The organism is Luteibacter sp. E-22 (assembly GCF_049913125.1).
In the GTDB taxonomy this organism is placed as follows: Bacteria; Pseudomonadota; Gammaproteobacteria; order Xanthomonadales; family Rhodanobacteraceae; genus Luteibacter.
This window is the reverse complement of sequence record NZ_CP183975.1, coordinates 1,591,846-1,615,697: the sequence shown is the minus strand read 5'-3', so window position 1 is coordinate 1,615,697 and position 23,852 is coordinate 1,591,846. Positions and strand designations below refer to the sequence as shown.

The 23,852-nt window shown below is 66.9% G+C and carries 19 protein-coding genes and 1 pseudogene; 9 read left to right on the top strand and 11 right to left on the bottom strand.

The window, feature by feature from the left end; all coding sequences use genetic code 11:
• Positions 1–5: 5 nt before the first annotated feature.
• The 3 genes from lysS to asnB all read right to left on the bottom strand — a co-directional run bounded on the left by lysS (position 6) and on the right by asnB (position 4,579).
• Entirely contained in the window at positions 6–1,538 is a 1,533-nt protein-coding gene (gene lysS / locus ACN9M2_RS07155; RefSeq protein WP_426287410.1) for a lysine--tRNA ligase, read from the bottom strand.
• Between the two features lie 59 nt (positions 1,539–1,597).
• A protein-coding gene (gene prfB, locus ACN9M2_RS07150) for a peptide chain release factor 2 (RefSeq protein ID WP_426287408.1) occupies positions 1,598–2,723 on the bottom strand; the annotation gives its coding sequence in 2 pieces (ribosomal slippage) (positions 1,598–2,647 and positions 2,649–2,723; 1,125 coding nt in all).
• A gap of 185 nt (positions 2,724–2,908) precedes the next feature.
• Positions 2,909–4,579: an asparagine synthase B gene (gene asnB, locus ACN9M2_RS07145; RefSeq protein ID WP_426287407.1), complete on the bottom strand. Its 1,671-nt coding sequence runs from the start codon at positions 4,577–4,579 to the stop codon at positions 2,909–2,911.
• Between the two features lie 325 nt (positions 4,580–4,904).
• Here asnB and ACN9M2_RS07140 point away from each other — a divergent pair, with 325 nt between their 5' ends.
• A complete protein-coding gene (locus ACN9M2_RS07140) occupies positions 4,905–5,336 on the top strand; it encodes a hypothetical protein (RefSeq protein ID WP_426287406.1) in 432 nt (143 codons plus the stop codon).
• Here the strand turns inward: ACN9M2_RS07140 and ACN9M2_RS07135 are convergent.
• Entirely contained in the window at positions 5,300–6,655 is a 1,356-nt protein-coding gene (locus ACN9M2_RS07135) for a formimidoylglutamate deiminase (protein ID WP_426287405.1), read from the bottom strand. The two genes, ACN9M2_RS07140 and ACN9M2_RS07135, sit on opposite strands and share 37 nt — an antisense overlap.
• Positions 6,656–6,744: 89 nt before the next feature.
• Between ACN9M2_RS07135 and ACN9M2_RS07130 the strand changes: the two genes are divergently transcribed.
• From ACN9M2_RS07130 to ACN9M2_RS07110, 5 genes are all read left to right on the top strand, one after another.
• The gene (locus tag ACN9M2_RS07130) at positions 6,745–8,316 is read left to right on the top strand and encodes a GNAT family N-acetyltransferase (protein WP_426287404.1); all 1,572 of its coding nucleotides are present in this window, start codon (positions 6,745–6,747) and stop codon (positions 8,314–8,316) included.
• Entirely contained in the window at positions 8,313–9,743 is a 1,431-nt protein-coding gene (locus ACN9M2_RS07125; protein WP_426287403.1) for a chloride channel protein, read from the top strand. The genes ACN9M2_RS07130 and ACN9M2_RS07125 overlap by 4 nt, the downstream gene beginning before the upstream one ends.
• Positions 9,740–10,975 carry an imidazolonepropionase gene (gene hutI / locus ACN9M2_RS07120; RefSeq protein ID WP_426287402.1) on the top strand — a complete coding sequence of 412 codons (1,236 nt, stop codon included), beginning with the start codon at positions 9,740–9,742 and terminating at the stop codon, positions 10,973–10,975. The genes ACN9M2_RS07125 and hutI overlap by 4 nt, the downstream gene beginning before the upstream one ends.
• 123 nt (positions 10,976–11,098) lie before the next feature.
• Entirely contained in the window at positions 11,099–12,886 is a 1,788-nt protein-coding gene (locus tag ACN9M2_RS07115) for a hypothetical protein (protein WP_426287401.1), read from the top strand.
• Positions 12,887–12,903: 17 nt separating this feature from the next.
• Positions 12,904–13,653 carry a hypothetical protein gene (locus ACN9M2_RS07110; RefSeq protein ID WP_426287400.1) on the top strand — a complete coding sequence of 250 codons (750 nt, stop codon included), beginning with the start codon at positions 12,904–12,906 and terminating at the stop codon, positions 13,651–13,653.
• 145 nt (positions 13,654–13,798) lie between these two features.
• On the opposite strand, the pseudogene ACN9M2_RS07105 reads toward ACN9M2_RS07110, so the two are convergent.
• The 3 genes and pseudogenes from ACN9M2_RS07105 to ACN9M2_RS07095 all read right to left on the bottom strand — a co-directional run.
• Positions 13,799–13,867 (bottom strand): annotated as a pseudogene (locus ACN9M2_RS07105) (30S ribosomal protein THX); the annotation flags it as partial.
• 81 nt (positions 13,868–13,948) lie between these two features.
• Positions 13,949–14,908: a cation diffusion facilitator family transporter gene (locus ACN9M2_RS07100; RefSeq protein ID WP_426287399.1), complete on the bottom strand. Its 960-nt coding sequence runs from the start codon at positions 14,906–14,908 to the stop codon at positions 13,949–13,951.
• 37 nt (positions 14,909–14,945) lie between these two features.
• Complete coding sequence (locus ACN9M2_RS07095) at positions 14,946–15,392, bottom strand: MerC domain-containing protein (protein ID WP_426287398.1); 447 nt, start codon at positions 15,390–15,392, stop codon at positions 14,946–14,948.
• A gap of 85 nt (positions 15,393–15,477) precedes the next feature.
• Here ACN9M2_RS07095 and ACN9M2_RS07090 point away from each other — a divergent pair, with 85 nt between their 5' ends.
• Entirely contained in the window at positions 15,478–17,493 is a 2,016-nt protein-coding gene (locus ACN9M2_RS07090) for a TonB-dependent receptor domain-containing protein (RefSeq protein WP_426287396.1), read from the top strand.
• A gap of 937 nt (positions 17,494–18,430) precedes the next feature.
• Here ACN9M2_RS07090 and dnaQ read toward each other — a convergent pair.
• From dnaQ to ACN9M2_RS07075, 3 genes are read right to left on the bottom strand one after another with little or no spacing between them, the layout of a single operon-like run.
• Positions 18,431–19,153: a DNA polymerase III subunit epsilon gene (gene dnaQ / locus ACN9M2_RS07085; RefSeq protein ID WP_426287395.1), complete on the bottom strand. Its 723-nt coding sequence runs from the start codon at positions 19,151–19,153 to the stop codon at positions 18,431–18,433.
• Complete coding sequence (gene rnhA / locus ACN9M2_RS07080; RefSeq protein ID WP_306847703.1) at positions 19,150–19,611, bottom strand: ribonuclease HI; 462 nt, start codon at positions 19,609–19,611, stop codon at positions 19,150–19,152. The genes dnaQ and rnhA overlap by 4 nt, the downstream gene beginning before the upstream one ends.
• A gap of 8 nt (positions 19,612–19,619) precedes the next feature.
• A complete protein-coding gene (locus ACN9M2_RS07075) occupies positions 19,620–20,312 on the bottom strand; it encodes a methyltransferase domain-containing protein (protein WP_426287394.1) in 693 nt (230 codons plus the stop codon).
• A 169-nt stretch (positions 20,313–20,481) separates the two neighbouring features.
• Here ACN9M2_RS07075 and gloB point away from each other — a divergent pair, with 169 nt between their 5' ends.
• Together gloB and ACN9M2_RS07065 are read left to right on the top strand one after the other, a co-directional pair.
• A complete protein-coding gene (gene gloB / locus ACN9M2_RS07070) occupies positions 20,482–21,249 on the top strand; it encodes a hydroxyacylglutathione hydrolase (protein WP_426287393.1) in 768 nt (255 codons plus the stop codon).
• Positions 21,246–22,517 (top strand): transglycosylase SLT domain-containing protein, encoded by a 1,272-nt coding sequence (locus ACN9M2_RS07065; protein ID WP_426287392.1) that lies wholly within the window; start codon positions 21,246–21,248, stop codon positions 22,515–22,517. Before gloB ends, ACN9M2_RS07065 begins: the two co-directional genes overlap by 4 nt.
• Before the next feature lie 32 nt (positions 22,518–22,549).
• Here ACN9M2_RS07065 and fabV read toward each other — a convergent pair whose 3' ends face one another.
• On the bottom strand, positions 22,550–23,755 hold the full coding sequence (gene fabV, locus ACN9M2_RS07060; RefSeq protein WP_426287391.1) for an enoyl-ACP reductase FabV: 1,206 nt from the start codon (positions 23,753–23,755) through the stop codon (positions 22,550–22,552).
• Positions 23,756–23,852: the final 97 nt, after the last annotated feature.

The following is a 23,852-nucleotide window of genomic DNA, read 5'->3' as shown; positions in this document are numbered from 1 at the left end:
CCGGCTCAGGCCTCGGGACGCATGGTCGGGAACAGCAGCACGTCGCGGATGGACGACGAACCGGTCAGCAGCATGACGAGGCGGTCGATGCCCACGCCGAGGCCGCCGGTGGGCGGCAGGCCGACCTCGAGCGCGCGGATGTAATCGGCGTCGTAGTGCATGGCTTCGTCGTCGCCGGCATCCTTGGCGTCCACCTGGGCCTGGAAACGCGCGGCCTGGTCTTCGGAATCGTTGAGCTCGGAGAAACCGTTGGCGATCTCCTTGCCGTTGATGAACAACTCGAAGCGGTCGGTGATGCCCTTGTCCGTATCGCTCTCGCGCGCCAGTGGCGAGACCTCGACCGGATGGTCGGTGATGAAGGTGGGCTGGATCAGGGTGTGCTCGACGGTAGCCTCGAAGATCTCCAGCAGCAGCTTGCCCCATCCGTACGATGGCTTCACGTGGACGCCCAGGCGCTTCGCATGCGCGGCCATGGCCTCGCGATCGCGCAGTTCGCCCGGCTTGATCTCGGGGTTGAGTTCGAGCACGGCGTCTTCCATGCGCCAGCGGCGGAACGCCGGGCCGAGATCGACCGTGGCGCCATCCCATTCGATGGCCGTGTCGCCGACCACGTCGGCCGCCGCCGAGCGGATCATGCCCTCGGTGATGTCCATGATCTCGTGGTACGTGGCGTAGGCCTGGTACAGCTCGAGCATCGTGAACTCGGGGTTGTGCCGCGTGGACACGCCCTCGTTGCGGAAGTTGCGGTTGATCTCGTAGACGCGGTCGAAGCCGCCGACGACGAGGCGCTTGAGGTAAAGCTCCGGCGCCACGCGCAGGAACAAGGGGATGTCCAGCGCATTGTGATGGGTGGTGAAAGGACGCGCCGTGGCGCCACCGGGGATGACGTGCATCATCGGCGTTTCCACTTCCATGAAGCGGCGCGGCTCGGCCTCGAGCCAGCGGCGCACGTGGCTGATGATCTTCGAGCGCAGCGCGAACGTGCGGCGCGACTCCTCGGTGACGATGAGGTCGACGTAGCGCTGGCGATAGCGCTGCTCCACGTCGGCCAGGCCGTGGTGCTTGTCCGGCAAACCGCGCAACGACTTCGTCAACAGGCGGATAGCGTCGACCTTGACCGAGAGTTCGCCGGTCTTGGTGCGCATGAGCACGCCCGTGGCACCGACGATGTCACCGAGGTCCCAGCGTTTGAAGGTCTCGTAGGCTTCCTCGCCCAGGGTGCCCTGATGGACGAACAACTGGATGCGACCCGTGCCGTCCTGCATCTGCACGAAGCTGACCTTGCCTTGTCCGCGCATGAGGATGATACGGCCGGCAACGGCGACGCGACGCGGCGCGGCCTCGATGGCCTCCGCGGTCCAGGCGTCCTTGTCGGCGAATTCGGCCTGGAGATCGCCCGCGAAGCTATCGACCTTGAAGTCGTTCGGATAGGCGATGCCCTGCGCGCGCAGCGCTTTCAGTTTCTCGCGTCGCTCGGCGATGAGGCGGTTCTCGTCGGCGGCGATGGCGGAGGCTTCTGCGTTGGCGTTTTCGGTCATGGCGTGGATTGGCGGCTTCTTGGGTAGGAAACGGGGGCGCGGTCGCGCCCCGGCGTGGATCAGGCGTCGAGGCGTTTCGAACCGGCTTCGAGGCCGGCCTTGAGGCTCGCTTCGACGAATTCGTCGAGGTCGCCGTCGAGCACCTTTTGCGTATCGGAACGTTCGATGCCCGTGCGCAGGTCCTTGATGCGGGACTGGTCGAGCACGTAGTTGCGGATCTGGCTGCCCCAGCCGATGTCGGACTTGGTCGCTTCCAGCGCATCCTTCTCGGCATTGCGCTTCTGCACTTCGAGCTCGTACAGCTTGGCCTTGAGCATCTTCATCGCGCGGTCGCGGTTGGCATGCTGGCTGCGTTCGGTCTGGCAGGCCACGACGGTGTTGGTCGGCACGTGCGTGATACGCACCGCCGATTCGGTCTTGTTCACATGCTGGCCGCCGGCACCGGACGAGCGGTAGACGTCGGTCCTGAGGTCGGCCGGATTGATGTCGATCTCGATGTCGTCGTCGACTTCCGGGGAGACGAACACCGAGGTGAAGCTGGTGTGCCGGCGGTTGTCGGAGTCGAACGGACTCTTGCGGACCAGGCGGTGAACGCCGATCTCGGTCTTGAGCCAGCCATAGGCGTAGTCGCCCTCCACGCGGAAGGTGGCGGACTTGATGCCCGCGACTTCACCCGCGCTGACTTCCATCAATTCGGTTTTCCAGCCGCGCGACTCGGCCCAGCGCAGGTACATGCGCAACAGCATTTCGGCCCAGTCCTGCGCTTCCGTACCGCCGGCACCGGCCTGCACGTCGACGAAAGCGGGAGCCGAGTCGAGTTCGCCGGAGAACATGCGCTGGAATTCCAGCTTGCCTACGCGGGCTTCGACCTTGTCCAGGTCGGCGACGATCGACTGCACCGTGGCCTCGTCGCCGTCGGCGGCGGCCATCTCGAGCAGTTCCTTCGAATCGTCGAGGGTGCCGGTCATCTCGTCGATGCCGGTGACGATGCCATCGAGCTGGGCGCGCTCGCGGCCGAGATCCTGCGCTCGCTTGGGATCGTCCCAGACGTTGGGACTTTCCAGCTCGCGATTGACTTCTTCTAGGCGTTCTTTCTTGACAGGATAGTCAAAGATACCCCCTAAGCGACTCGACGCGGCCCCTGAGGTCCGCGATCTGCGCGAGGATCGGATTGGTCTCGATCATGGTTGGCATGCCTGGTGGTGCGGGCGCGGGGCGCGCCGGCTAAAGCGGTGAATTCTAACAAATCGGGGCGTTCACCGCATGGTGGGTGGTGCTTCGGCGAGCACCCATCGCCGACAGGGTCGGCTCCCACCAGGCATTGGGTCAGGCTTTCACCGGGCTTCGGTCAGGTCCCCGCCAGGCTTGGGTCAGGCTGGGAGGGCTTCCTGGTGTACACCGCGGACGGCGCGTCCCGAGGGATCGGCCGCCGCCGCGAAGGCAGGGTCCCAGGCCAGGGCCGCCGGCGACGAACAGGCGATCGACTTGCCGCCGGGCACCGTGGCCGCGCAGGCCTCGCCGGGAAAGTGCTTCTCGAACAGCGTCCGGTAGAAGAAGGCTTCCTTCGTGGCCGGCGTGTTGAGCGGGAAACGGGCGGCAGCCGCGGCGAATTCGCGATCGGAGACCATCTTTTCCGCGTGTGCCTTCAACCCGTCGATCCAGCCATAACCCACGCCGTCGCTGAACTGCTCCTTCTGCCGCCAGAGGATCGATTCCGGCAGCGCGCCCTGGAAGGCCTCGCGCAGGATGCCCTTCTCGATGCCCTTGCGCGCCACCATCTTCGCTTCCGCATCGAAGGACATGGCGGTCTCCAGGAATTCGGTGTCGAGGAAAGGCACCCGCGCCTCGACACCCCAGGCCGACATCGATTTGTTCGCACGCAGGCAATCGTAATAATGCAGCGCGTCGAGCTTGCGGATCGTCTCCTCGTGAAACGCGCGCGCCGAGGGCGCCTTGTGGAAATAGAGGTAGCCGCCGAATACCTCGTCCGAACCCTCGCCCGAGAGCACCATCTTCACCCCCATCGCCTTGATCCGCCGCGCGAGCAGGAACATGGGAGTGGAAGCGCGGATCGTGGTGACATCGTAGGTCTCGATGTGACGGATCACTTCCGGCAGCGCGTCGAGGCCTTCCTCGAAGGTATAGCGGAACCCATGGTGCACCGTGCCGAGGGCCTCGGCGGCGATCTCGGCGGCCTTCAGGTCGGGGGAACCCTCCAGGCCGATCGCGAAGGAATGCAGGCGCGGCCACCAAGCCTCGCCCCGGTCGTCCTCCTCGATGCGACGGCGCGCGAACCCTGCGGCCACGGCGGCGACGAGCGAGGAATCCAGGCCTCCCGACAGCAGCACGCCATAAGGCACGTCGGTCATCATCTGCCGATGCACCGCCGCCTCGAACGCGGTGCGCAAGGCGGCGGGCTCGATCGACGTGCCGCGGGTCGCGTCGTAGTCGCGCCAGCGCGGTGTCCAGTACGCCACCGCCTCGTCGCGTTCGCTGTCGTACACATGCCCTGGCGGGAACGGGGCCACGTCGGCACATACTCCGACCAGCGACTTCATCTCCGAGGCGACGCACAGGCGCCCTTCCCTGTCGTGCCCCCAGTACAACGGACACACGCCAAGCGGATCGCGTGCGATGAGGAAGCGTCGCTTGCCGGCGTCCCACAAGGCGAAGGCGAAGATGCCATTGAGCTTGTCGAGGAACCCGGCGCCCTGCTCGCGGTAGAGCGCGTTGATCACTTCGCAATCCGAGCCGGTGGTGAAAGCGTAATCGCTGGCCGCGCGCAGTTCGCGGTGGTTGTAGATCTCTCCGTTCACGGCCAGCGCGAGATCGCCCTCGGGCGAGCGCAGAGGCTGTGCGCCGCTGGCGGGATCGACGATGGCGAGGCGCTCGTGAACGAGGATCGCGCCGTCGTCGACATACACACCACTCCAGTCAGGCCCGCGATGGCGCTGCCGTTGCGAAAGCTCCATCGCCCGCGTACGCAGGGCGACCAGGTCGTCGCCGGCGGCGAGGCCGAACATCCCGAAGATCGAACACATGGACCACTCTCCCGATGAGGAAAACGTGCAAAGAAAAAGGCCCGCCTGGTGAGGGCGGGCCTTTGGTGTATCGGTGGTTTCACTTGCAACCGCCTACACGCCGACCCTCCCGAGGTTCCGGGCATTATTGGTATTGGCGTTATTGGCGGTGAGGCGAATCATGGGTCGACTAGAGCATGATCCGGAGCGTGATGCAAGCACCCGTCGCCGCTGAAGCGGCTCTCACAAATGCCGCGTACCCTGTGGGAGCCGCTTCAGCTGCCGCGTACCCTGTGGGAGCCGCTTCAGCGGCGATATCGATCGAAGCAAAAGGCAAACGAGTCAAATGAACACCCTGCTAGCCCTCGCCCTCATATCCGCCGCCGCCCAGCCCGCGCCCGCCTGGCTCGCCGGCGACTGGGAACCCTACAGCAACGCCTTCGTCGGCCTGCGCATGCTCAGCATCGGCAAGGACACCTTGAGCTGGAAAGGCTGCAAGGACGTCCACTTCGACGTGCTGGCATCCGAAGGCGATAGCGTCGTGGTGCGCCTGGCTCCCGGCAGCACGTGCTCGCTCGACGACGAGCCGCCGACGCGCATGGACACCCTTCGCTTCACCCTGCGTGAAAACCATTGCGACCTCGGCGTGACGATCTACGCCTCGCCTGACGCGGCGAAGAAGAACGAACCGGCGGCGGAAGGCCTCTACGGCAAGCCAAAGTGTCCTTCGGGCCCGGCGGGTCAGGCCGCCGCCAACCTCTTGACCACCACCCGGTAGGCATGCGCGGCGGATGTCTCCGCCGCATGCGCGAAGTCGCGTACGCGCCACTGTCCGCCCACCATCACGTCACGCACCAGGGGCGTGTTCCCCGCGAACAGGAAACTGTCCAGGACGTCCGCCTCCTCGCGCGCCGCGAGCAACGGCGAATGGTCGTCGAGGACGAGCAGGTCGGCGCGCGCACCCGGAGACAAGCGCCCCACGTCGACTCCCGCGGCGCGTGCGCCGCCGTGCAACGCGCGCTGCCACAGAGCCGTTCCCACGCTTTCCTCGGGACGTCGTGCCGCGACGTTGCGGTGCCGCGTGAGCAGGCGCTGCCCGTATTCGAGCCAGCGAAGTTCCTCCACCGGCGACACCGATATGTGTGAGTCGGAGCCGATGCCGAAGGTACCGCCCGCATCGATGAAAGCCGCCAGTGGAAACAAGCCGTCGCCCAGGTTGGCCTCGGTCGTGGGGCAGAGCCCGGCCACCGCGCCGCTCTTGGCGAGCCGGTCGGTCTCGTGCGCGGTGAGGTGGGTCGCATGCACGAGCGTCCAGCGCGGGTCGATGTCGGCATGGTCGAGCAGCCACTCGACCGGGCGTGCACCACGCACGGCGAGGCAATCCTGCACCTCGCCGATCTGTTCGGCGATGTGGATATGCACGGGAAGGCCACGCGCGATGCCGGTGGCAAGCAACGCGCGCATGGCATCCTCCGGCACCGCGCGCAACGAGTGCAGCGCGATACCCAGGGTGAACATGTCGTCCTGCATCGGCGCCAACCGTTCGAGAAGGCCGACGAATCCACCCACGTCGTGGCGGAAGCGCTGCTGCCGATCATTCAAGGGACGGCCGTCGAAGCCACCGGTCATGTAAAGCACCGGCAGCAGCGTCAGGCCGATGCCCGCTTCCTTCGCCGCTTCGATGAGGGCCAGCGACATCGCCGCGGGATCGGCATAGGGCACGCCGCGCGGCCCGTGGTGCAGATAGTGGAACTCGCAGACCTGGGTGTAACCGGCCTTCACCATCTCCACGTAAAGCTGTGTCGCGATGGCCTTGAGGTCGTCGGGATCGATCGCTTCGGCGAACGCGTACATCGTCTCGCGCCACGTCCAGAAACTGTCCTCGCCGGGACCGCGACGCTCGGCCAGGCCGGCCATGGCGCGCTGGAAGGCGTGCGAGTGGAGGTTGGGCATGCCGGGGAGCACGAAGCGACCCGCGCGCTCGGCCGCGCCGGTGGCCACGGCGAAGCGCCGGCCGGCCACGGCCAGTGGGGCATCCCCGGTGCGCCATGCGCCTTCCTGCCAGAAGAAGTCGGCGCTGAAGGCGGTGGTCGACATGGCGTGTCCTTGGGGGGTTGGATGCATGCATGGTACCAATCGCCGACAGGGTCGGCTCCCACCTGTGCATGGCGGGGCATAATGGGTGAATGAACGAGACGAACGCCGCACATCCCCCGAAGCTGCTGCTTCGCCTGGCACGCCCCAGCGACGTGCCCGAACTGGTCGCCCTCACCGCCCGCGTGTACACGGCCGAATGGGGCCACTCGGCGGAAATGCTGCAGGGCCAGCAGACCCACTTCCCCGAAGGGCAGTTCGTGGTCGAGTACGAGGGCAAGCTCGTAGGTTTCTGCGCCACGTTCCGCATCAACGAGGCGCTGGCGCTCGCGCCGCATACCTGGATGCAGATCACCGGCGGTGGCTTCGCTTCGCGGCACGATCCGAAAGGCGACTGGCTCTACGGCATGGAGGTGGTGGTCCATCCCGACTACCGGGGCATGCGCATCGGCCAGCGGCTTTACCTCGCGCGCAAGCGCCTGTGCACCGACCTGAAGCTGCGTGGCATCGTCTTCGGCGGACGCATGCCGGGCTTGGCCCGCGCGATCGGCCGCTACGGCAGCGCCGAAGCCTATGTGCAGGCGGTGGTCGACGGCAGCCGGCGCGACCCGACGCTGAGCTTTCAGCTGCGCAACGGCTTCGAGGTCATCGGCCTGCTTCGCGAGTACGTACCTTCGGACCATGAATCGCTGGGCTACGCCGCGCACCTGGTCTGGCGCAATCCGCACCTGCTCGACCAGCCGGACATGCCGCGCGTATCGCAGAGCCACCGGCTGCCCGACAGCGTGCGCGTCGCGTCGGTGCAGTACCAGCAAAGGCGCATCCGCTCGTTCGAGGAATTCGCGACGCAGGTCGAGTACTTCGTCGACATTGCCGCGGACTACGACGCCGATTTCGTCGCCTTCCCCGAGTTGATCACGCTGCAGTTGCTTTCGATCGAGAACGCGGAACTGTCGCCGGTGGATTCGATCCGCCGCCTTTCCGAGTACACCGACGAGGTCAAGGCGCTGTTCCACCGCCTCGCCGTCCATTACAACATCAACATCGTCGGCGGTTCGCACCCCACGCGCCAGCCCAACGGCGACATCCACAATGTCTGCTATGTGTGCCTGCGCGACGGCTCGATCCACGAGCGCGAGAAGCTGCATCCCACGCCCAGCGAACGAAACGTCTGGAACATCACCGGCGGCGATTCGGCGGCCACGATCCAGACGGACTGCGGCCCGATCGGCGTCATGATCTGCTACGACTCGGAGTTCCCCGAGGTGGCGCGCCACCTGACCGACCAGGGCGCGTTGATCCTGTTCGTGCCGTTCTGCACCGACGTGCGCGAAGGTTACCTGCGCGTGCGCTACTGCTCGCAGGCCCGCGCGATCGAAAACCAGTGCTACGTGGTGCTCTCCGGCAACGTCGGCAACCTGCCCGGCGTGAACAATTTCGACATCCAGTACGGCCAGAGCTGCATCCTCACGCCGAGTGACTTCCCCTTCGCGCGCGACGGCATCGCCGCCGATTCCACGCCGAACATAGAAACGGTGCTGTTCGCCGACCTTCGCCTGGAGAACCTCGCGCGCGCACGCAACTCCGGCGCGGTGCAGAACCTCAAGGACCGCCGCTACGACCTCTATCAGGTGCGCTGGACGCGCTCGACGGAGAGCCGGTGAGTACGCCGCCGGATGCACCGCCGCCGCGGGGCGCGGCGTCGCCGCTGGAGCGCCTACGGGAGCTGGGCCGGCACGAGTGGCTGTCGCCACGGCAATGGCGCCGGCGCGTCCTGTTCTGGGCTGGCGCCATCGTCGTAGGCCTCTCCGCGGTGCTTTTCGCCAAGGCCGCCGACTATGCCTTCGAAGTGTTCCGCCGTGCCGCGTCGCTCGGATGGTGGGTGCCGCTGCTGGTGACGCCGGCGATGTTCGCGCTGCTGTGCTGGCTGACCCAGGGCGCACTGAAGGCCACGCGCGGCTCCGGCATTCCGCAGGCGATAGCGGCATTGAAAGTCGAAGACGAAAGCTTCCGCTCTCGCGTGCTTTCGCTGAAGGTCGCGCTGGGCAAGATGGCGCTCACGCTGGCCGCCTTGCTCGGTGGTGCCTCCGTGGGACGCGAAGGCCCCACCGTCCACGTCGGCGCGGGACTGTTGTACTCGATGGGACGGCGTTTCGGCTTCGCCGATCCCACGGCCGCGGGACGCTTCATCCTGGCCGGATCGGCCGCCGGCCTGGCCGCCGCCTTCAATACGCCGCTGGCGGGCGTGGTGTTCGCCATCGAGGAAATGTCGGGCACCTTCGAACATCGCATGAGCGGCACCTTGCTCACGGCCGTGATCGTGGCCGGCGTGGTCTCGCTCGGCATCGTCGGAAACTATGCCTATTTCGGTGACATCACCGCGACGCTTCCGCTCGGCCGCGCCTGGATCGCGGTACTGCTGACGGGTGTCGTGGGTGGCTTGGCCGGGGGGCTGTTCGCACGGTTGATCGTTCCCGCGGCGGGAGGATTCCGCGGCGTGATGGGCCGCGTGCGGGCGCGTCGGCCGGTGGTGTTCGCCGCCGCCTGCGGCCTTGCGCTGGTGCTGCTCAGCCTGCTCAGCGCGAATGGCCTCTACGGCACCGGCTACGCCCAGGCACGCGACATCCTGCAAGGCCACGGCGATACCGGGCCGTTCTTCGGCGCGCTGAAATTCCTCGGTAACATCGCGTCATCGTGGGCGGGCATTCCGGGCGGCATCTTCTCGCCGGCTCTCGCCGTCGGCGCGGGCCTTGGCAGCAACATCGCCCACTTCCTGCCCGGCTCGGATGTGTCGTCGGTGGTCTTGCTCGGCATGGCCGCCTACCTGGCCGGTGTGACCCAGGCACCGCTCACCGCGGCGGTCATCTCGCTGGAACTGACCGCCAACCGGCAGATGGCCTTGCCGATCATGGCCGCGTGCCTGCTCGCCCGCGCCCTCTCCAGCCTCGTTTGCAGGGTGCCGGTCTACAAGGCGCTCGCCGAGAACCTGATCGCGCAATACGAGGAAGAACGGATGCGACGAGACGCACCATCCGCAAACGAAACGACCGCTGACGCCAAACCCCTTCCGGTGGAACCGCACACGTCATGACGCTGGACCAACGCTGGGATCACCTCCTGCTCGATGTCGGCCTCGCCACGCTGGCCGATAACGGCGCGCCCTATGGCGCCATCGAGGACGGCGCCATCGCATGGCGCGACGGCCGGATCGTTTTCGCCGGCTCGCGCGGGGAACTGCAGGACGAACCGCACGCCCTGGCGCACCGCGTGGAGTCCCTGCCTGGCACCTGGGTGACGCCGGGACTCATCGACTGCCACACGCACCTCGTGTTCGGCGGCGATCGGGCGCATGAATTCGAACGGCGGCTGGAAGGCGCGACCTACGAGGAGATCGCGCGCGCCGGCGGTGGCATCGTCTCCAGCGTGCGCGCCACGCGCGCCGCCAGCGAGGACGACCTGCTGCGCCAGTCGCTGCCCAGGGCTCGCGCGCTGCTGGCCGACGGGGTCACCACGCTGGAGATCAAATCCGGCTACGGCCTGGAACCCGAGACCGAGCGACGCATGCTCCGCGTGGCCCGGCGCATCGGTAACGAACTCGGCGTGGATGTGCGCACGAGCTTCCTCGGCCTGCACGCCTTGCCGCCGGAGTACGCCGGCCGCCGCGACGAATACGTCGCGCTGGTCTGCGACATCATGCTGCCTTCGCTCGCCGAGGAAGAACTGGTCGATGCCGTGGATGCCTTCTGCGAGGGCATCGGTTTCACCCATGAGGAAACGCGGCGGTTGTTCGAGAAAGCCACGGAGCTCGGTTTGCCGGTGAAGCTGCATGCCGAGCAGCTATCCGACCTGGGTGGGGCGGCACTGGTCGCGAGCCATGGCGGTCTCTCAGCCGACCACCTCGAATGGATCAGCGAAGACGGCGTGCGCTCCATGGCCGATGCCGGCACCGTGGCCGTGCTGCTGCCTGGCGCTTACTATGCCTTGCGCGACACGCGCCCGCCCCCGGTCGATGCCTTCCGCCGCCACGGTGTGCCCATGGCCGTCGCCACCGACCTCAATCCGGGCACGTCGCCCCTGCTGTCCCTGCGCATGGCGATGGGAATGGCCTGCACCCTCTTCCGCCTTACCCCCGAGGAAGCGTTGCGCGGCGCGACCGTGAACGCCGCGCGGGCCCTCGGCCTCGACGACCGTGGCCGCCTTGCCGTGGGCCTGCGTGCCGATCTGGCGATCTGGAACGTCGGCCAACTCGCGGAACTGAGCTACTGGATCGGCGGCGGCCTCCTCAGGGAGACCTGGATCGCCGGCGAGCGCACCACACGCTGACAACCGGCGCACATTCGTCGCAAGTTTCCGAAAACTTCCATCGATCCGGAGGGAGCCGGCACCTATCATTGATGTTGCCTTGGCGCTAGCGGCGCCGGCATCCAAGGATTGTCAGGAACATCGTTGAAGGGTTCATCGTCATCCCGCTCGCGGGATCGCCTCGCCGTCGCGCGCATCGCATGCCTCGTGCTCCTGGCATCCATCACCGGCGCATGCGGCAACACGCGGGAGGAGGAAGAACAGCGTGCCCGGCATGCGCGGCAGATGCGCGACGTCGCACGCATGCTCGATGCCATGGAAGCATCCGAACCGGTCGACCTGGCGACGATCATGGAGACACCCGTTCCCGACCTGCCGACGACCACCCGGCGTGTCGCGACGCCGTACGTGCACCCCGAACAACGGACCCGTGGCTTGGGCATCGCCGGCTGGCCATTCATCGCCCTCGGCGGAGCGGGCACGGGCACGGCCGCCATGCTGTTGCTGGCGATGTCGCGACGGCGTGCACGACAACGCATCGTCAAGGAGGCTCCATCCATAGCCAGCCATTTCGCCGACCGCCCGCCCGACCCACCTGCCGCGCAAGTACCGCCCGTGTCGCCGGCCTGGGTGTACAGGCGATCCGCATACGAAACGCCGGACCTGCACATGACGGAGCAACCGGTGGATCTGCTCGTGCCACCTCCTCCGGACGACGGTCCCGCCATCGACGCCACCGCGCCGGCATCCAGCGGTCCACGGGGTGATTTGCGCGAACGGCTCTCCGCGGCGGATCCGCTGGCCACGCTGCACCTGGTGGGCGACGAGCGTTTTCCCGACATCCGCCGCAGCGGGAAAACGAGCGGCGCGGAGCAAGCCTGGGAAGACATCCTCGTTGCCCAGGCACACCACGACGACGAGGATGCGCGGCTCGCGCGCTGGTTGCTGCCCGCCTTGCGCATGCATCGTGCACGCGACTTGCCGCAGCGCGACGCGGAATGCCTGCTCATCGCGATCGATGAGGACGCGGCGCGCGCCCTGGACGGCATGGATAGCGAGGAACAACCGCATGGCTTCGCGCGCTGGATCAGGTTCCGGCTGGCGCGCATCGGGCGCCTGTCCGGCGCCAACCGCCTGTTCGCCTCGCGAGACCTGCTGGCACGCCTCGCGCACGACCCTCGCTGCGACCATCCGCTGGCCCTCGATGCCTGCATCGACGTCCAGCTCGCCTGGGCCTCGTGGTTGCTCGGCGCGGCCGCGGCGGCGCGCCTGGACGAAGCCGAGCGTTATTGCGACCGGCTCGCCGCCATCGGCCCGGATGCGGCGAAGCGCGCGTTGCGCAGGCGCGGCGAGACCTGGCTGCACCGCGCGAATACACGCAAGCCCGCGGAACGCCTGCCCGACCTCGAACGTGCACAATCGTTGCTCGATGACGCACATGCACGACGTGCCGAAGCGGAAACCGCGTTGCTCGTCGCGCGCACCGCGCAGCAACGGGCACGCCTGCTTGTCGCGGAGGAAGCGGCCGCGGCTTGCTCGCACGCCCTGCTTCACGCCTTCCTGGCGGAACACGATCCGGCGTGGCGCGTCGACGCGCTAGCCTGCCGCCTGGACATCCAGCTGACCTACGAAGCCTTGCCCGAACACGCCGTGCAGGCAAGCGTCACCGCCGCGCTCGGCCGCAGCCTCGAAGCCGCGGGGCCCGTACCCGCCTCCGCGCGCACCGCCGTCGCCGAAGCACGGTTGCACGGCGGCGACCACGCCGGCGCCGCCGCGTGGTGCGAAGCCATCTGTCGCACGGATGCCCCCGACGACCGTGTCGTCCGACTCTGGCGGGACGCCTGCCGCCGCTGGGCCGACGCCCCGGACCATGACGCCGGCGCGCTCGCGCAGTCGCTTCGCCAGCTGGCCATCGCCCGTTCCACCCTCTGAATCCAAACGAGATGAGCATGAAGCACGCCACGAATGACCCGATCCTGCCTTTCTGGCAGACCCGCTACGGCCTCGCCACCGCCGTCACGGTGAACAACGCGGTGGCGCGATCGCTGCAACTTTACGGCGAATGGGCCGAACACGAAGCCATGCTGCTGAGCGGGCTGATCGAGGAAGGACAGACGATCCTGGAATTCGGCGGCGATTTCGCCGCGCACGCGTTGTGGATGGCGCAGGCGGTCGGTCCGCTCGGCCAGGTGCACGTGGCGGAACCACGCCGCATCCACTTCCAACAGGTATGCGCGAACGTGGCGATCAACGGCCTCGACAACGTCTTCACCCACGCGGTGTGGCTGGGCCGTGGCAAAGGATCGTCTTCGCTAGGCAGCCTGGTACCGGGCACACGCAAGGACGCCGACGAAAAGGTTCGCATGGCGACCATCGACAGCCTGCGGCTCGACGCGCTGCACCTGCTCAAGGTGAATCAGCCAAACGCATTGGCCGACGTGCTCGCGGGTGCCACCGAGACGCTGCGCACGCATCGCCCGCTGATCTATGCACGCCTTTCAGGCATGGACACCGCCGAGGCGGAGGTCGCGGCGATCAAGGCGCTGGGTTACCGCGCGTGGTCGCACGTGCCCTACCTGTACAACGCGGATAACCATGCTGGCATCGACGCGAACATCTTCCCGGGCCTGGTCCAGCAGAACGTGATAGCCGCACCGGCCGACAGCCGCTTCGAGTTCGCGGAACGACTGGAACTGTAACGACGAAAAAGCCCCGCATCGCGGGGCTCTTCGTCTCACGCTACCTGAAGACTCACGCCTTCTTGCGCGGCGCGGCCTTCTTGGCGGCGGCGGGCTTGGCAGCGGCCGGCTTGGCCACGGCGACGCCGGTCACGACATCGACGTGCGGACGGGCTTTGCCATAGCTGGAACGGTAGATCTTGCCGCGACGGGTGCGGCGGTCGCCCTTGCCCATGGGAAACTCCTTGATTCGTAATGAGGGAGAGAAACGGCCGATCATCGTAGCAGCGGCCGCGTAAAGCGCAAGGGTGCTCGTTCAGTGAACGTGGCGGCCGCCCTTGCCGCATCCTTCCCGCTCGTCGGGACAGGGGCCCGGATCGAACTGGACGGTGGCGTGCTCCACGCGCCAGCGCTCGCTGAGCATGGCCTTGATCGCGCCCAGCACCCGCGCCTGGTCGGACTGCCCGGTGCCGGGCGTCAGTTCCGCGTGCAAGGTGGCCATGCGCGAACCGGCGGTCACCTGCCAGACGTGCAGGTGGTGGATATTGACGATGCCCGGATCGGCCGAATGCAGCTCGCGCTGCACATCGGCAAGGTCGACGCCCTCGGGAATGCCTTCGAGCAGGATATGTCCCGAACGACGCACCAGCGACCACGCGCTGCGCAGGATCAGGAGCGAAACGAGTACCGAAAGCACCGGATCGGCCCAGTTCCAGTCGAGCCAACGCACCGCGAGCGCGGCCAGTACCGCGGCCACCGAGCCGAGCAGGTCGCCCAGGACATGCAGGCTGGCGCCGGCGATGTTCACGTCGTCCGGATCGTGGCCATGGAGGGTGCGCAACACCACCACGTTGGCGACAAGACCGAGGACGGCCACCACCAGCATGACACCGGAAAGGATCGGCTGCGGCGAAAACAACCGCTGTATCGCTTCGAACACGATGAAGGCGACCAGGGCGAACTGGGTGAGCGCGTTGACGAAGCCGGCCAGCACCTCGATGCGCCCGTAACCGTAGGTGCGGCGCGCGTCGGCGGGGCGCGCCGCGAACCTGACGCCGAGGAAGGCCAGCAGCAGCGCCAGCGCGTCGACCAGCATGTGCCCGGAATCCGCCAGCAGCGCCAGCGATCCCGACCACAGGCCGCCGACCGCCTCCGCGATCAACATCACGGTGGTCAGTACGAAGGCGAACAGCAGCTTGCGCTCGTTCCCGCCCTCGGCGTGATCGTGCACGTGTCCATGGGCATGGACGTGCGAATGGGCGTGGTCGTGTGACATGGGGCGAAGGCTAGGTAATCCGGCGGCGGTTACACAATCACGGGTGCGCGCAGGACGGCCCATGGATATGTCCCGCATGGCCACTGCGATCGACCTTCAGGTTGACGAAATGCGCGGCGGCGACGAGGAAACCGCCGCAAGTCACCAGCACGCTATGCACGAACAGCGAATTGCCATGCAGGAACGTGACACCGAGCAACAGCAGGACCAGGCCCGGGACGGCCAGGACCAGCGGCAAGCGTCGGCGATGGCGGCGGAACCCGGAAACGAGCGCCACGCTGGCCAGTAGGCAAGCGAAGACGACGAAGCCGGCTTCGAACCGGTGGTCGGCCAGGAAAGACAGCCCCAGCACCGGAAGCAACGCGATGACGAACGGCAGTGCCGCGCAATGGATGGCGCAAAGGAACGAGGCCGTCGCGCCAAGGCGATCGGCGGCGTGCCACCAGCGGCGGGGGACTTCGGGGGCGACGGACGGATCGGTCATGGAGGACATAGCGTGACTAGTTGCACAGGTCGAGGCAAGTGATGATACTTTATAACATTGCGAAACCCAACCGGAGTTCCACCCGATGCGCCGAACCTTCCTCGCCCTGACCATCGCTGCCACCTGCGGCGCGGCACTGCCCGCCATGGCCGACGACACGACCCAGGACGCCACGGCCCCCGCCGTGGACGCCAAGGAGGCCCCGGGCAAGAATCGCAAGAACGCCGAGAAGCTCGACGGCATCGTGGTCAACGCCGTGCCCCTGGGCCAGAACGCGGATCAGATCGTGGCGCCCGTGGCCGTGCTGGCGGGGTCGGCGCTCGACGACGCCAAGGGTGTCTCGCTGGGCGAAACGGTGTCCTCCATTCCGGGCGTGCAGAGTTCCGCGTTGGGCACGGCCGTGGGGCGCCCGGTGATCCGCGGCCTGGACGGCCCGCGCGTCGCCGTGCTCGAGAACGGTCTGTCGTCGCAGGACGTCTCCAATGTGAGCCAGGACCACGCGGTGACGCTGGAACCGTTCCTCGCCGACCAGATCGAGGTGCTGAAGGGCCCCGCCACCCTGCTCTACGGTTCGGGCGCGATCGGCGGCGTGGTGAACGTCGTCGATGGCCGCATTCCGGAAAAAGCGCCGGACAACGGTTTCGCGGGCCGCGCCGAAGTACGCCACGATTCGGTTTCCGATGGCCATACGGGCCTGCTCCGCCTCGACGCGGGCAACGACACGTTCGCCATCCATGTCGACGGCATGCGCCGGGACAACGAGGATTACGACATCCCGGGCGGCACCCTGGCCAACAGCGCGGTGAAGACGACCTCCGGCTCGGTCGGCGCATCGTTGCTCGGCTCGTGGGGCTACGTCGGCTTGTCCGTCTCGCGTTTCCTGGACCTTTACGGCAGCCCCGCCGAACCGGGCGATCCGGCCGAAGGCGAAGATCCCGTCCACATCAAGATGGCGCAGACGAACTACACCCTGAAAGGCGGCCTCGTGCAGCCCATCGACGGCATCAGCAAGGTCGAATTCAGTCTCGGCCACGGTGCCTACCAGCACGTGGAATTCGAGGGCGACGTGCCGGGCACCACGTTTTCGACCGACAGCAACCAGGGTCGCCTCGTCGTCACGCACGACCCGCTCGGCGGATGGGAAGGCGCGTTCGGCGTGCAGACCCAGCACCGGCAGTTTTCCGCCGTCGGCGAGGAAACCTTCGTCCCGCCCACGGTCACCGATGGTGTCGGCGTCTTCCTCACCGAACAACGCGAGTTCGGCCCGGTGAAGGTCGAACTCGGTGCGCGCCACGACAAGCAGAGCGTCGATCCGGAGAACGGGCCCAAGCGCGACTTCAGTCCGAACAGTTTCTCCGCCGGCGTCGCATGGCGTTTCGCCGAACAGTGGCACCTGTCGTTGAACCTCGACCACGCCGAGCGCGCACCGTCCGAGGAAGAACTCTTCGCCAACGGCCCGCACGCCGCATCCAATACGTTCGAGATCGGCAGCGACCTTGGCAAGGAAAAATCCAACCAGGCGGAACTCGGCCTGCACTTCCATGGCGAGGTCGTCGAAGGCAAGGTCGCCGTGTACTACAACAAGTACAAGAACTTCATCTATCTGGCCGACACGGGCGACGTGGAAGACGATCTGCCCGTACGCATCTGGTCGCAGAACGATGCGACGTTCCGCGGTGCGGAAGCCGAGGCCACGTTCCACTTGTCGAAGGGCCCATCCGGCAACTGGGACCTGCGCGTCTTCGGCGATACGGTGCGCGCGACGCTCGCGGACGGCGGCGGCAACGTGCCGCGCATCCCGGCCGGCCGCGTCGGCTCCACGCTGAGCTGGAGCGCCGACAGCCTGCGCGCCAGCCTCGGCGCGGTGCGTTACATGAAGCAGGACAAGATCGCCGCGTTCGAAACGGATACGGCGGGCTACACACTGGTCAACGCGCACTTCGCCTGGACCTTCGTCAACGACGACCGCAGCCAGTGGGAAGCCTTCGTCGACGGCAACAACCTCACCAACCAGACCGCGCGTCCCGCCACGTCGTTGTTCAAGGACGTGGCGCCGCTACCCGGTCGCAACGTCTCGGTAGGCGTCCGCGCCTACTTCTGAGTTCCCGGCCTCCCTGCCCCTCCTCCCTCCCCGGGGCGGCCGGTAGCGAAGTGGGGCGCCCACCCGGGCGCCCCACGTTTTTTGGTGGGAGCCGACCTTGTGCGATGGAGTGCTTGCTTCGAGCTGGCCGATATCCGGCTCGGCTTCGCCCTCGCGTTCGTTGTGTGCGTGGCGGGGGAGCTGCCGGGCGTCCCCCTCGGCGCGCCAGGCGGCCCCGGCCCTTGGGGAAGGAAGCCGCTGCGCGGCCGTGTCCGATGGCTTGCGCCCCTTCGGGCTCGGACGGTCGGGCGGGGGTTTTCGATTCGGCCTCCTGCCTCAGCGAAAACGATCGGCCGTCCAGGCCGATCCCCTGCGGGCCTTTTCCGCCCGGCCGTCCTCGGTGCCTCATGTCGCGCCGAGGGGGACGCCCGGCAGCTCAGTCACGACTGCGGTGGGTTGATGCGAAAGAGCGAAGGTTGTCGCACGCCGCATAGCGCGCACCGCACACGGAACACCGCGACACACCGCCAAGCACCGCACTCTGTTGGATCACCGCACCCTGGTGGGAGCCGACCTTGTCGGCGATCCCGCGGCAGCGGGCCCGGTTGAGGCAAGCACCCATCGCCGACAGAGTCGGCTCCCACCAGAGCGACGGCCACCCGAATGGCGGGTGCTGCTTGTGCCGCACGACACCTCAGTGTGCAGAGAGCCGTCGGCCGCCGCCCTCGTGGCGAGGTGTGGAACCGAGGAGCGCCGGGCGAAAAGGCCCGTAGGGGGCCGGCCTGGACGGCCGGCCGTTTTCGCTGAGGCACGGAGGCCGAATCGAAAACCCCGCCCGGCGCGACGGGCGCGACGGGGCGCCAGCCATCAGACACGGCCGCGCAGCGGCCTCCTTCCCCGAGCGACGGTGTAACCGGAGCGACGAGGGTGGCGGCCGACGGCTCTGCCCCACCACCTTCTAGTGAATCGTTTCCGATTCCAGCTTGCGCCAGATGCTTTGGCCGCCGGCCGCCTTGTCGATGGCGTCGAGGCGCTTCGCGTGCAGGTCCAGCTCTTCCGGCGTGGCGCGCAGGACGACCGGACGGCGGGTGATGACGATATCGTTCAACGCATGGTTGCCGCGATGGTCGTTGTCGGCGTCAAAGGCGAAATCGAGGGCCACCTGGCCCGAGGTCATCGCGACGTAGACTTCCGCCAGCAGCTGCGCATCGAGCAGGCCGCCGTGGAGGTCCCGGCGCGTGTTGTCCACGCCCAGGCGCTTGCAGAGCGCGTCCAGGCTGTTGCGCTGGCCGGGATACATCGTGCGTGCCATGAGCAGCGTGTCGAGCACCGTCGCGTGATCGGTCACCTGTCCGTACTGCGGCCCCAGCAACTTCAGTTCAGCGTTGATGAAACCTACGTCGAATGCCGCGTTGTGGATGATCAGTTCGGCACCGCGGATGAACGCGAGGAACTCGTCCACCTTGTCGCGAAACAAAGGCTGGCCGACGAGGTCCTCGTCCTTGATGCCGGTCACCGCGCTCGCCTCGGCGTCGATCGAACGCTCGGGATTGAGGTAGGTATGGAAATGGTTGCCGGTCGGACGGCGACCGATCAGTTCGACTGCGCCGATTTCAATCAGGCGGTGGCCGAGATGCGCTTCGAGGCCGGTGGTTTCCGTATCGAGGACGATCTGCCTCATGCCACCTTCCCCTTCGCCTTGTAGATGATCGCCTGGTCGCGCGCGGCGACGTCGACGCGCTCGTTTTCCACATGACCGTTATGGCCCTTCACCCATTCCCAGGTGACGGTGTGCGCCGCGGCGGCCTCGTCGAGGCGGATCCACAGGTCCTGGTTCTTCACCGGTTTCTTGTCGGCGGTTTTCCAGCCGTTGCGCCGCCACTTCGGTACCCACTCCTGTACGCCCTGCATCACGTATTTGGAATCGGTCATGAGGTGCACGTTGCAGCGCCGGGTGAGCGCCTCCAGCGCGGAGATCGCGGCCATCATCTCCATGCGGTTGTTCGTGGTCTCGGCTTCGCCGCCGGAAAGCATCTTCTCCACGCCCCTGGCGCGCAGCAGCGCGGCCCAGCCGCCGGGCCCGGGGTTGCCCAGGCAGGCGCCATCGGTAAAGGCTTCAACGGTGTCGGTATCGGTCATGTAGGACTTCAGGTAATCGATTCACGGGCGTTGCGGCGCGCGCCGGAGGCGAGCGTGCCAGGCATGGGGGCCGGCACGGCGGCCGCACGGGGGCGCAAGGGTACCGCCGCCGGACGTTTTTTGCGCGCCACCAGGAAATAGCCGCCACCGACGATGGACTCGCCGACCGGCGCACCGCCTGCCCGGGGCCAGGCGCTGCCGACGCGGCGCGGCATGGACAGTTCGAACTCGTCGCGGACGAGGCGTTGGCTCCACCACCACGGCCAGGTCAGCCGGGGCCGCGTCCCACGGCTCTGCCTGGCGACCCAGGGCGACCACAGGCCGACCGGATGAATACCGGTGATGGCGAGCATACCGCCGGGTGCCAACACACGTATGGCCTCGTCCAGCAGGTTGTCCTGCCGGACCGTCGTTTCCAGCGCGTGGCGCAACAGCACCACGCCGAAGGCCTCGTCGGCGAACGGCAGGGCTTCCAGGCCGCTGGCGTGGATATCGCCACCGAGCACCGCCCCGGCGACGCGGACGGTCGCCCAGTGGCCCAGGAGCGGGATGGCGGGTGGTTCGGCCGGCGCGGACGTGGTCAGGTGCAAGCCGTGGTCGCCCGTGCAGCGGGCCAGCATCGGGGCGAGGGCATGCGCTTCATCGGCCAGGAGCTTGCCGATCTGGGGAGTCGCGTAGATGTCGGAAGCGAAATGAGGCATGCGGGACGAGTGTAGTGGGGTTGAACGGGTGCCGCACCGGTTAACGACTTGCTAACGAGCGGGATATACCCGGCTGATATAGTCCGGCCGCCCCGCCCGGTATGGATGTCTCCCCGGCGGCCATTCCTTGGGTGTTCGCGCGCCCTATCGACGTAACGGAGTTCGCCCGATGCATTGGGTCCCCGTCGCGGCCTTGAGCGACAACTACATCTGGCTGGTCGCCGATGACGAAGGCAACGCCTTCGTCGTGGATCCCGGTGAAGCCGCCCCTGTCGAAGCCGCGCTGAAAGAGCGAGGCTGGCGGCTGACGGCCATCCTGTTGACACACCATCACAACGATCACATCGGCGGCGTATCGGACCTGGTCCGCCACCACGACGTGGAGGTGTACGCCCCCGCCGATCCCCGCATCCAGCCGAAGAACCAGATCGTCGAGGGCGGCGACACCTTCACACTGGATGCGCCCAAGGCCAGCTTCAAGGTGATCGCCGTCCCCGGGCATACCACCTCGCACATCGCCTACCATGGCGAGGGCTTCCTGTTCTGCGGCGATACCTTGTTCAGTGTCGGCTGCGGCCGCCTCTTCGAAGGCACGCCGGAGCAGATGCTCGCCTCCCTGGACCGTTTCGCCGACCTCCCGCCAGAGACCCTGGTCTGCTGTGCGCACGAGTACACCGCATCGAACATCCGCTTCGCGCTCAGCGTCGATCCGGACAACGGTGCCCTGCGCCACCGTCGTGACGAGGTGGCGCGCCTTCGTCAGGAGGGCCGGCCGAGTGTGCCGACCCGCCTCGCCGATGAGTTCGCCACCAACCCGTTCCTGCGCGTGGACAGCGAGGCCATCGCCCGCTGGCTCCATGTCCAGGGCCAGGACCACGCCACGAGGACGGAGCGCTTCGCCGCGCTACGCCGGGCCAAGGACACCTTCAGCGCATGAACGTATCGAGCCGGCGCCTGCTGCCTACCCTCCTTCCCCTCCTGCTCACCGCGTGTGCGGGCGGCATGGTGCGACCTGCGCCTCCATCGCCCACCGTCACGGCGGCGCCGGTCACCCCCGTACAAGACGTGGCGGTGGCGCCGAAGCTGCTGCGCCCCGCTCCACCGGCCGACTTCTGGTCCGACATGCGCGACAGCTTCGCCATGCCCGGATGCGATGCCGACCCGCAGGTGATGGCCTGGGCACGCACTTATACGAAGCAGCCGAACCGTTTCGAGCAGCAGGTGAACGAAGTGCTGCCGCTGATCGTCTATGCGCACAAGTCGGCGATGAAGCACAGCGTGGCGGGCGAGTTCGCCCTGCTGCCCTGGGTGGAGAGCCAGTACCGTCACGTGCCGGGCCAGAGGAACCGCCCCGCGGGCATGTGGCAGATCATGCCGCAGACGGCGCGCACCCTCGGCCTGCGCGTGGAGAAGAACTACGACGAGCGCCTGGACATCACCAAGTCGACCGAATCGGTGATGAGCATGATGCGCCGCTACTACGACGATCTCGGCGACTGGCGCCTGGTCGATGTCGCCTACAACGCCGGCGAATTCGGCTTGAAGAAGACACTCGACAAACACGGCGGGCCGTCGGATGGCGATGGCCTGCCGGACGTGCCGATGAAGGCAGGCACCAAGGAACACCTGGCGAAGCTCATGGCCATGGCCTGCATCGTGCGCGATCCCGCACGCTTCAACGTGAGCCTGCCGCGCCAGGATCGCGAAGACACGCTGCAGGTGGTGCAGGTATCGAGCCCGCAGTCGCTGGCCCAGGCAGCGAAGCAATCGGGGCTGTCGATGAACGACCTGCGCGATTTCAATCCGGCCTATCGGACGAGCAAGGGCACGATCAGTTCCAGCCTCTTATTGCCGAAGTCGGCAGCGGACCAGTACAAGCTGGGGCCGGTCGATCCGGTCGCCGATATCGCCGGGCCGGTGGCCGACGACGCCGCCGCGGACGCACCGGTGAAGTCCACGAAGGGTAAGGCGAAGGCCGGCGCCACCGCGAAGAACGCGCGGGCGGTGGCCAAGGCGGGCAAGCCGTCGAAGCCCGTCAAAGTGGACGAGCCACAGGTCGTCATCCACAAGGTCAACAACGGCGAATCGCTTTGGACGATCGCACGCCGCCACCAGGTGAGCGTCGAGCAGTTGATGAAGTGGAACGACCTGCAGACGCAGGCGGTGAAGCCCGGGCAGGTATTGAAGCTGACCGCGTCACGCTGAGGCGCGATGGCGGTCGGTTCCTTCCTATTCCATCAGAGCTGCACGACGTCCCACTGCACGTCGGGGCTGATGTCCGCGTCGTAGTCGACGCCTTTCGCCTCGAAGCCGAACAGCTTGATGAAGTCGTGCTTGTAACCGGCATAGTCGGTGACCTGCCACAGGTTGTCCGTGGTGACGGTGGGCCATAGCGCCTTGCACTCGCCCTGCACGTCCTCACGCAACTCCCAGTCGTCAAGACGCAGGCGCCCGTCGGCATCGGTCTCAGCGGCCTTTCCGTCGAGACGGTAAAGCCGATCGTGGAACAGGCGGTTGATCTGCTCGATCGTGCCTTCGTGGATACCCTTCGCCTTCATGATCTTGAAGACCATGGAGACGTACAGGGGAATCACCGGAATCGCGGAACTGGCCTGGGTCACCACCGACTTCATCACGCCGACGTAGGCGCGCAGGCCCTTCGCCGCGTAACGGTCGCGCAGTTCCTTCGCCGTGCGATCGAGATGCTGCTTGGCCTGGCCGAGCGTGCCATGCCAGTAGATGGGCCAGGTGATCTCGGTGCCGACATAGCTGTAGGCGACGGTGGTGGCGTTATCGGCAAGCACGCCGGCTTCGCTCAACGCCTCCATCCACAACGCCCAGTCTTCGCCACCCATGACGGTGACGGTGTCCTTGATCTCCTGCTCCGTCGCGGGTTCGACGGATGCCTGGATGACCGCATCCTTGTTGGTGTCCACGGACGACGCGGTGAACGTCTCGCCGATGGTCTTCAACGCCGAACGCACCACTTCGCCGGTCTTGGGTAGCTTGCGCACCGGCGAAGCCAGCGAATAGACGACGAGGTCGACCTTGCCGCCCATCTCGTTCCTGATGATCTCGATGGCCTTCGCGCGTGTTTCGTCCGCGAAGGCATCGCCGTTGATCGATCGGCTGAACAAGCCGGCTTCACGCGCCAGCTTGTCGAACGCGGCGGAGTTGTACCAACCGGCCGTACCCGTCTTCGCCTCGCTGGATGGCTTCTCGAAAAACACCCCCAACGTGGCGGCACCATGGCCGAAGGCGGCGGTGATGCGCGAGGCCAGGCCGTAGCCGGTGGAAGCGCCGATCACCAGCACGCTTTTCGGACCGTCGGCAAATGCGCCGCTGGCCTTGGTGATGGCGATCTGTTCTTCGACGTTCTTCGCGCAACCGACCGGATGAGCGGTGGTGCAGATGAAGCCACGGACCTTGGGCTGGATGATCACGGAATGTCCCTTTGGCGCAATGAGACGCGCATTGTAATCGGGTCGGTGGCCATGCGCTTCCGCATGGAAAGCAAGCTTTGGTGGGAGGCGACCCCGT

Bases quoted from the DNA above. Each gene is read 5' to 3' on its own strand.
- gloB (WP_426287393.1), top strand. From the start codon at position 20,482: ATGCATTGGGTCCCCGTCGCGGCCTTGAGCGACAACTACATCTGGCTG.
- ACN9M2_RS07075 (WP_426287394.1), bottom strand. From the start codon at position 20,312: ATGCCTCATTTCGCTTCCGACATCTACGCGACTCCCCAGATCGGCAAG.
- lysS (WP_426287410.1), bottom strand. From the start codon at position 1,538: ATGACCGAAAACGCCAACGCAGAAGCCTCCGCCATCGCCGCCGACGAG.
- ACN9M2_RS07095 (WP_426287398.1), bottom strand. From the start codon at position 15,392: ATGACCGATCCGTCCGTCGCCCCCGAAGTCCCCCGCCGCTGGTGGCAC.
- asnB (WP_426287407.1), bottom strand. From the start codon at position 4,579: ATGTGTTCGATCTTCGGGATGTTCGGCCTCGCCGCCGGCGACGACCTG.
- ACN9M2_RS07100 (WP_426287399.1), bottom strand. From the start codon at position 14,908: ATGTCACACGACCACGCCCATTCGCACGTCCATGCCCATGGACACGTG.
- ACN9M2_RS07065 (WP_426287392.1), top strand. From the start codon at position 21,246: ATGAACGTATCGAGCCGGCGCCTGCTGCCTACCCTCCTTCCCCTCCTG.
- rnhA (WP_306847703.1), bottom strand. From the start codon at position 19,611: ATGACCGATACCGACACCGTTGAAGCCTTTACCGATGGCGCCTGCCTG.
- ACN9M2_RS07090 (WP_426287396.1), top strand. From the start codon at position 15,478: ATGCGCCGAACCTTCCTCGCCCTGACCATCGCTGCCACCTGCGGCGCG.
- ACN9M2_RS07140 (WP_426287406.1), top strand. From the start codon at position 4,905: ATGAACACCCTGCTAGCCCTCGCCCTCATATCCGCCGCCGCCCAGCCC.
- dnaQ (WP_426287395.1), bottom strand. From the start codon at position 19,153: ATGAGGCAGATCGTCCTCGATACGGAAACCACCGGCCTCGAAGCGCAT.
- ACN9M2_RS07135 (WP_426287405.1), bottom strand. From the start codon at position 6,655: ATGTCGACCACCGCCTTCAGCGCCGACTTCTTCTGGCAGGAAGGCGCA.
- hutI (WP_426287402.1), top strand. From the start codon at position 9,740: ATGACGCTGGACCAACGCTGGGATCACCTCCTGCTCGATGTCGGCCTC.
- ACN9M2_RS07110 (WP_426287400.1), top strand. From the start codon at position 12,904: ATGAAGCACGCCACGAATGACCCGATCCTGCCTTTCTGGCAGACCCGC.
- ACN9M2_RS07130 (WP_426287404.1), top strand. From the start codon at position 6,745: ATGAACGAGACGAACGCCGCACATCCCCCGAAGCTGCTGCTTCGCCTG.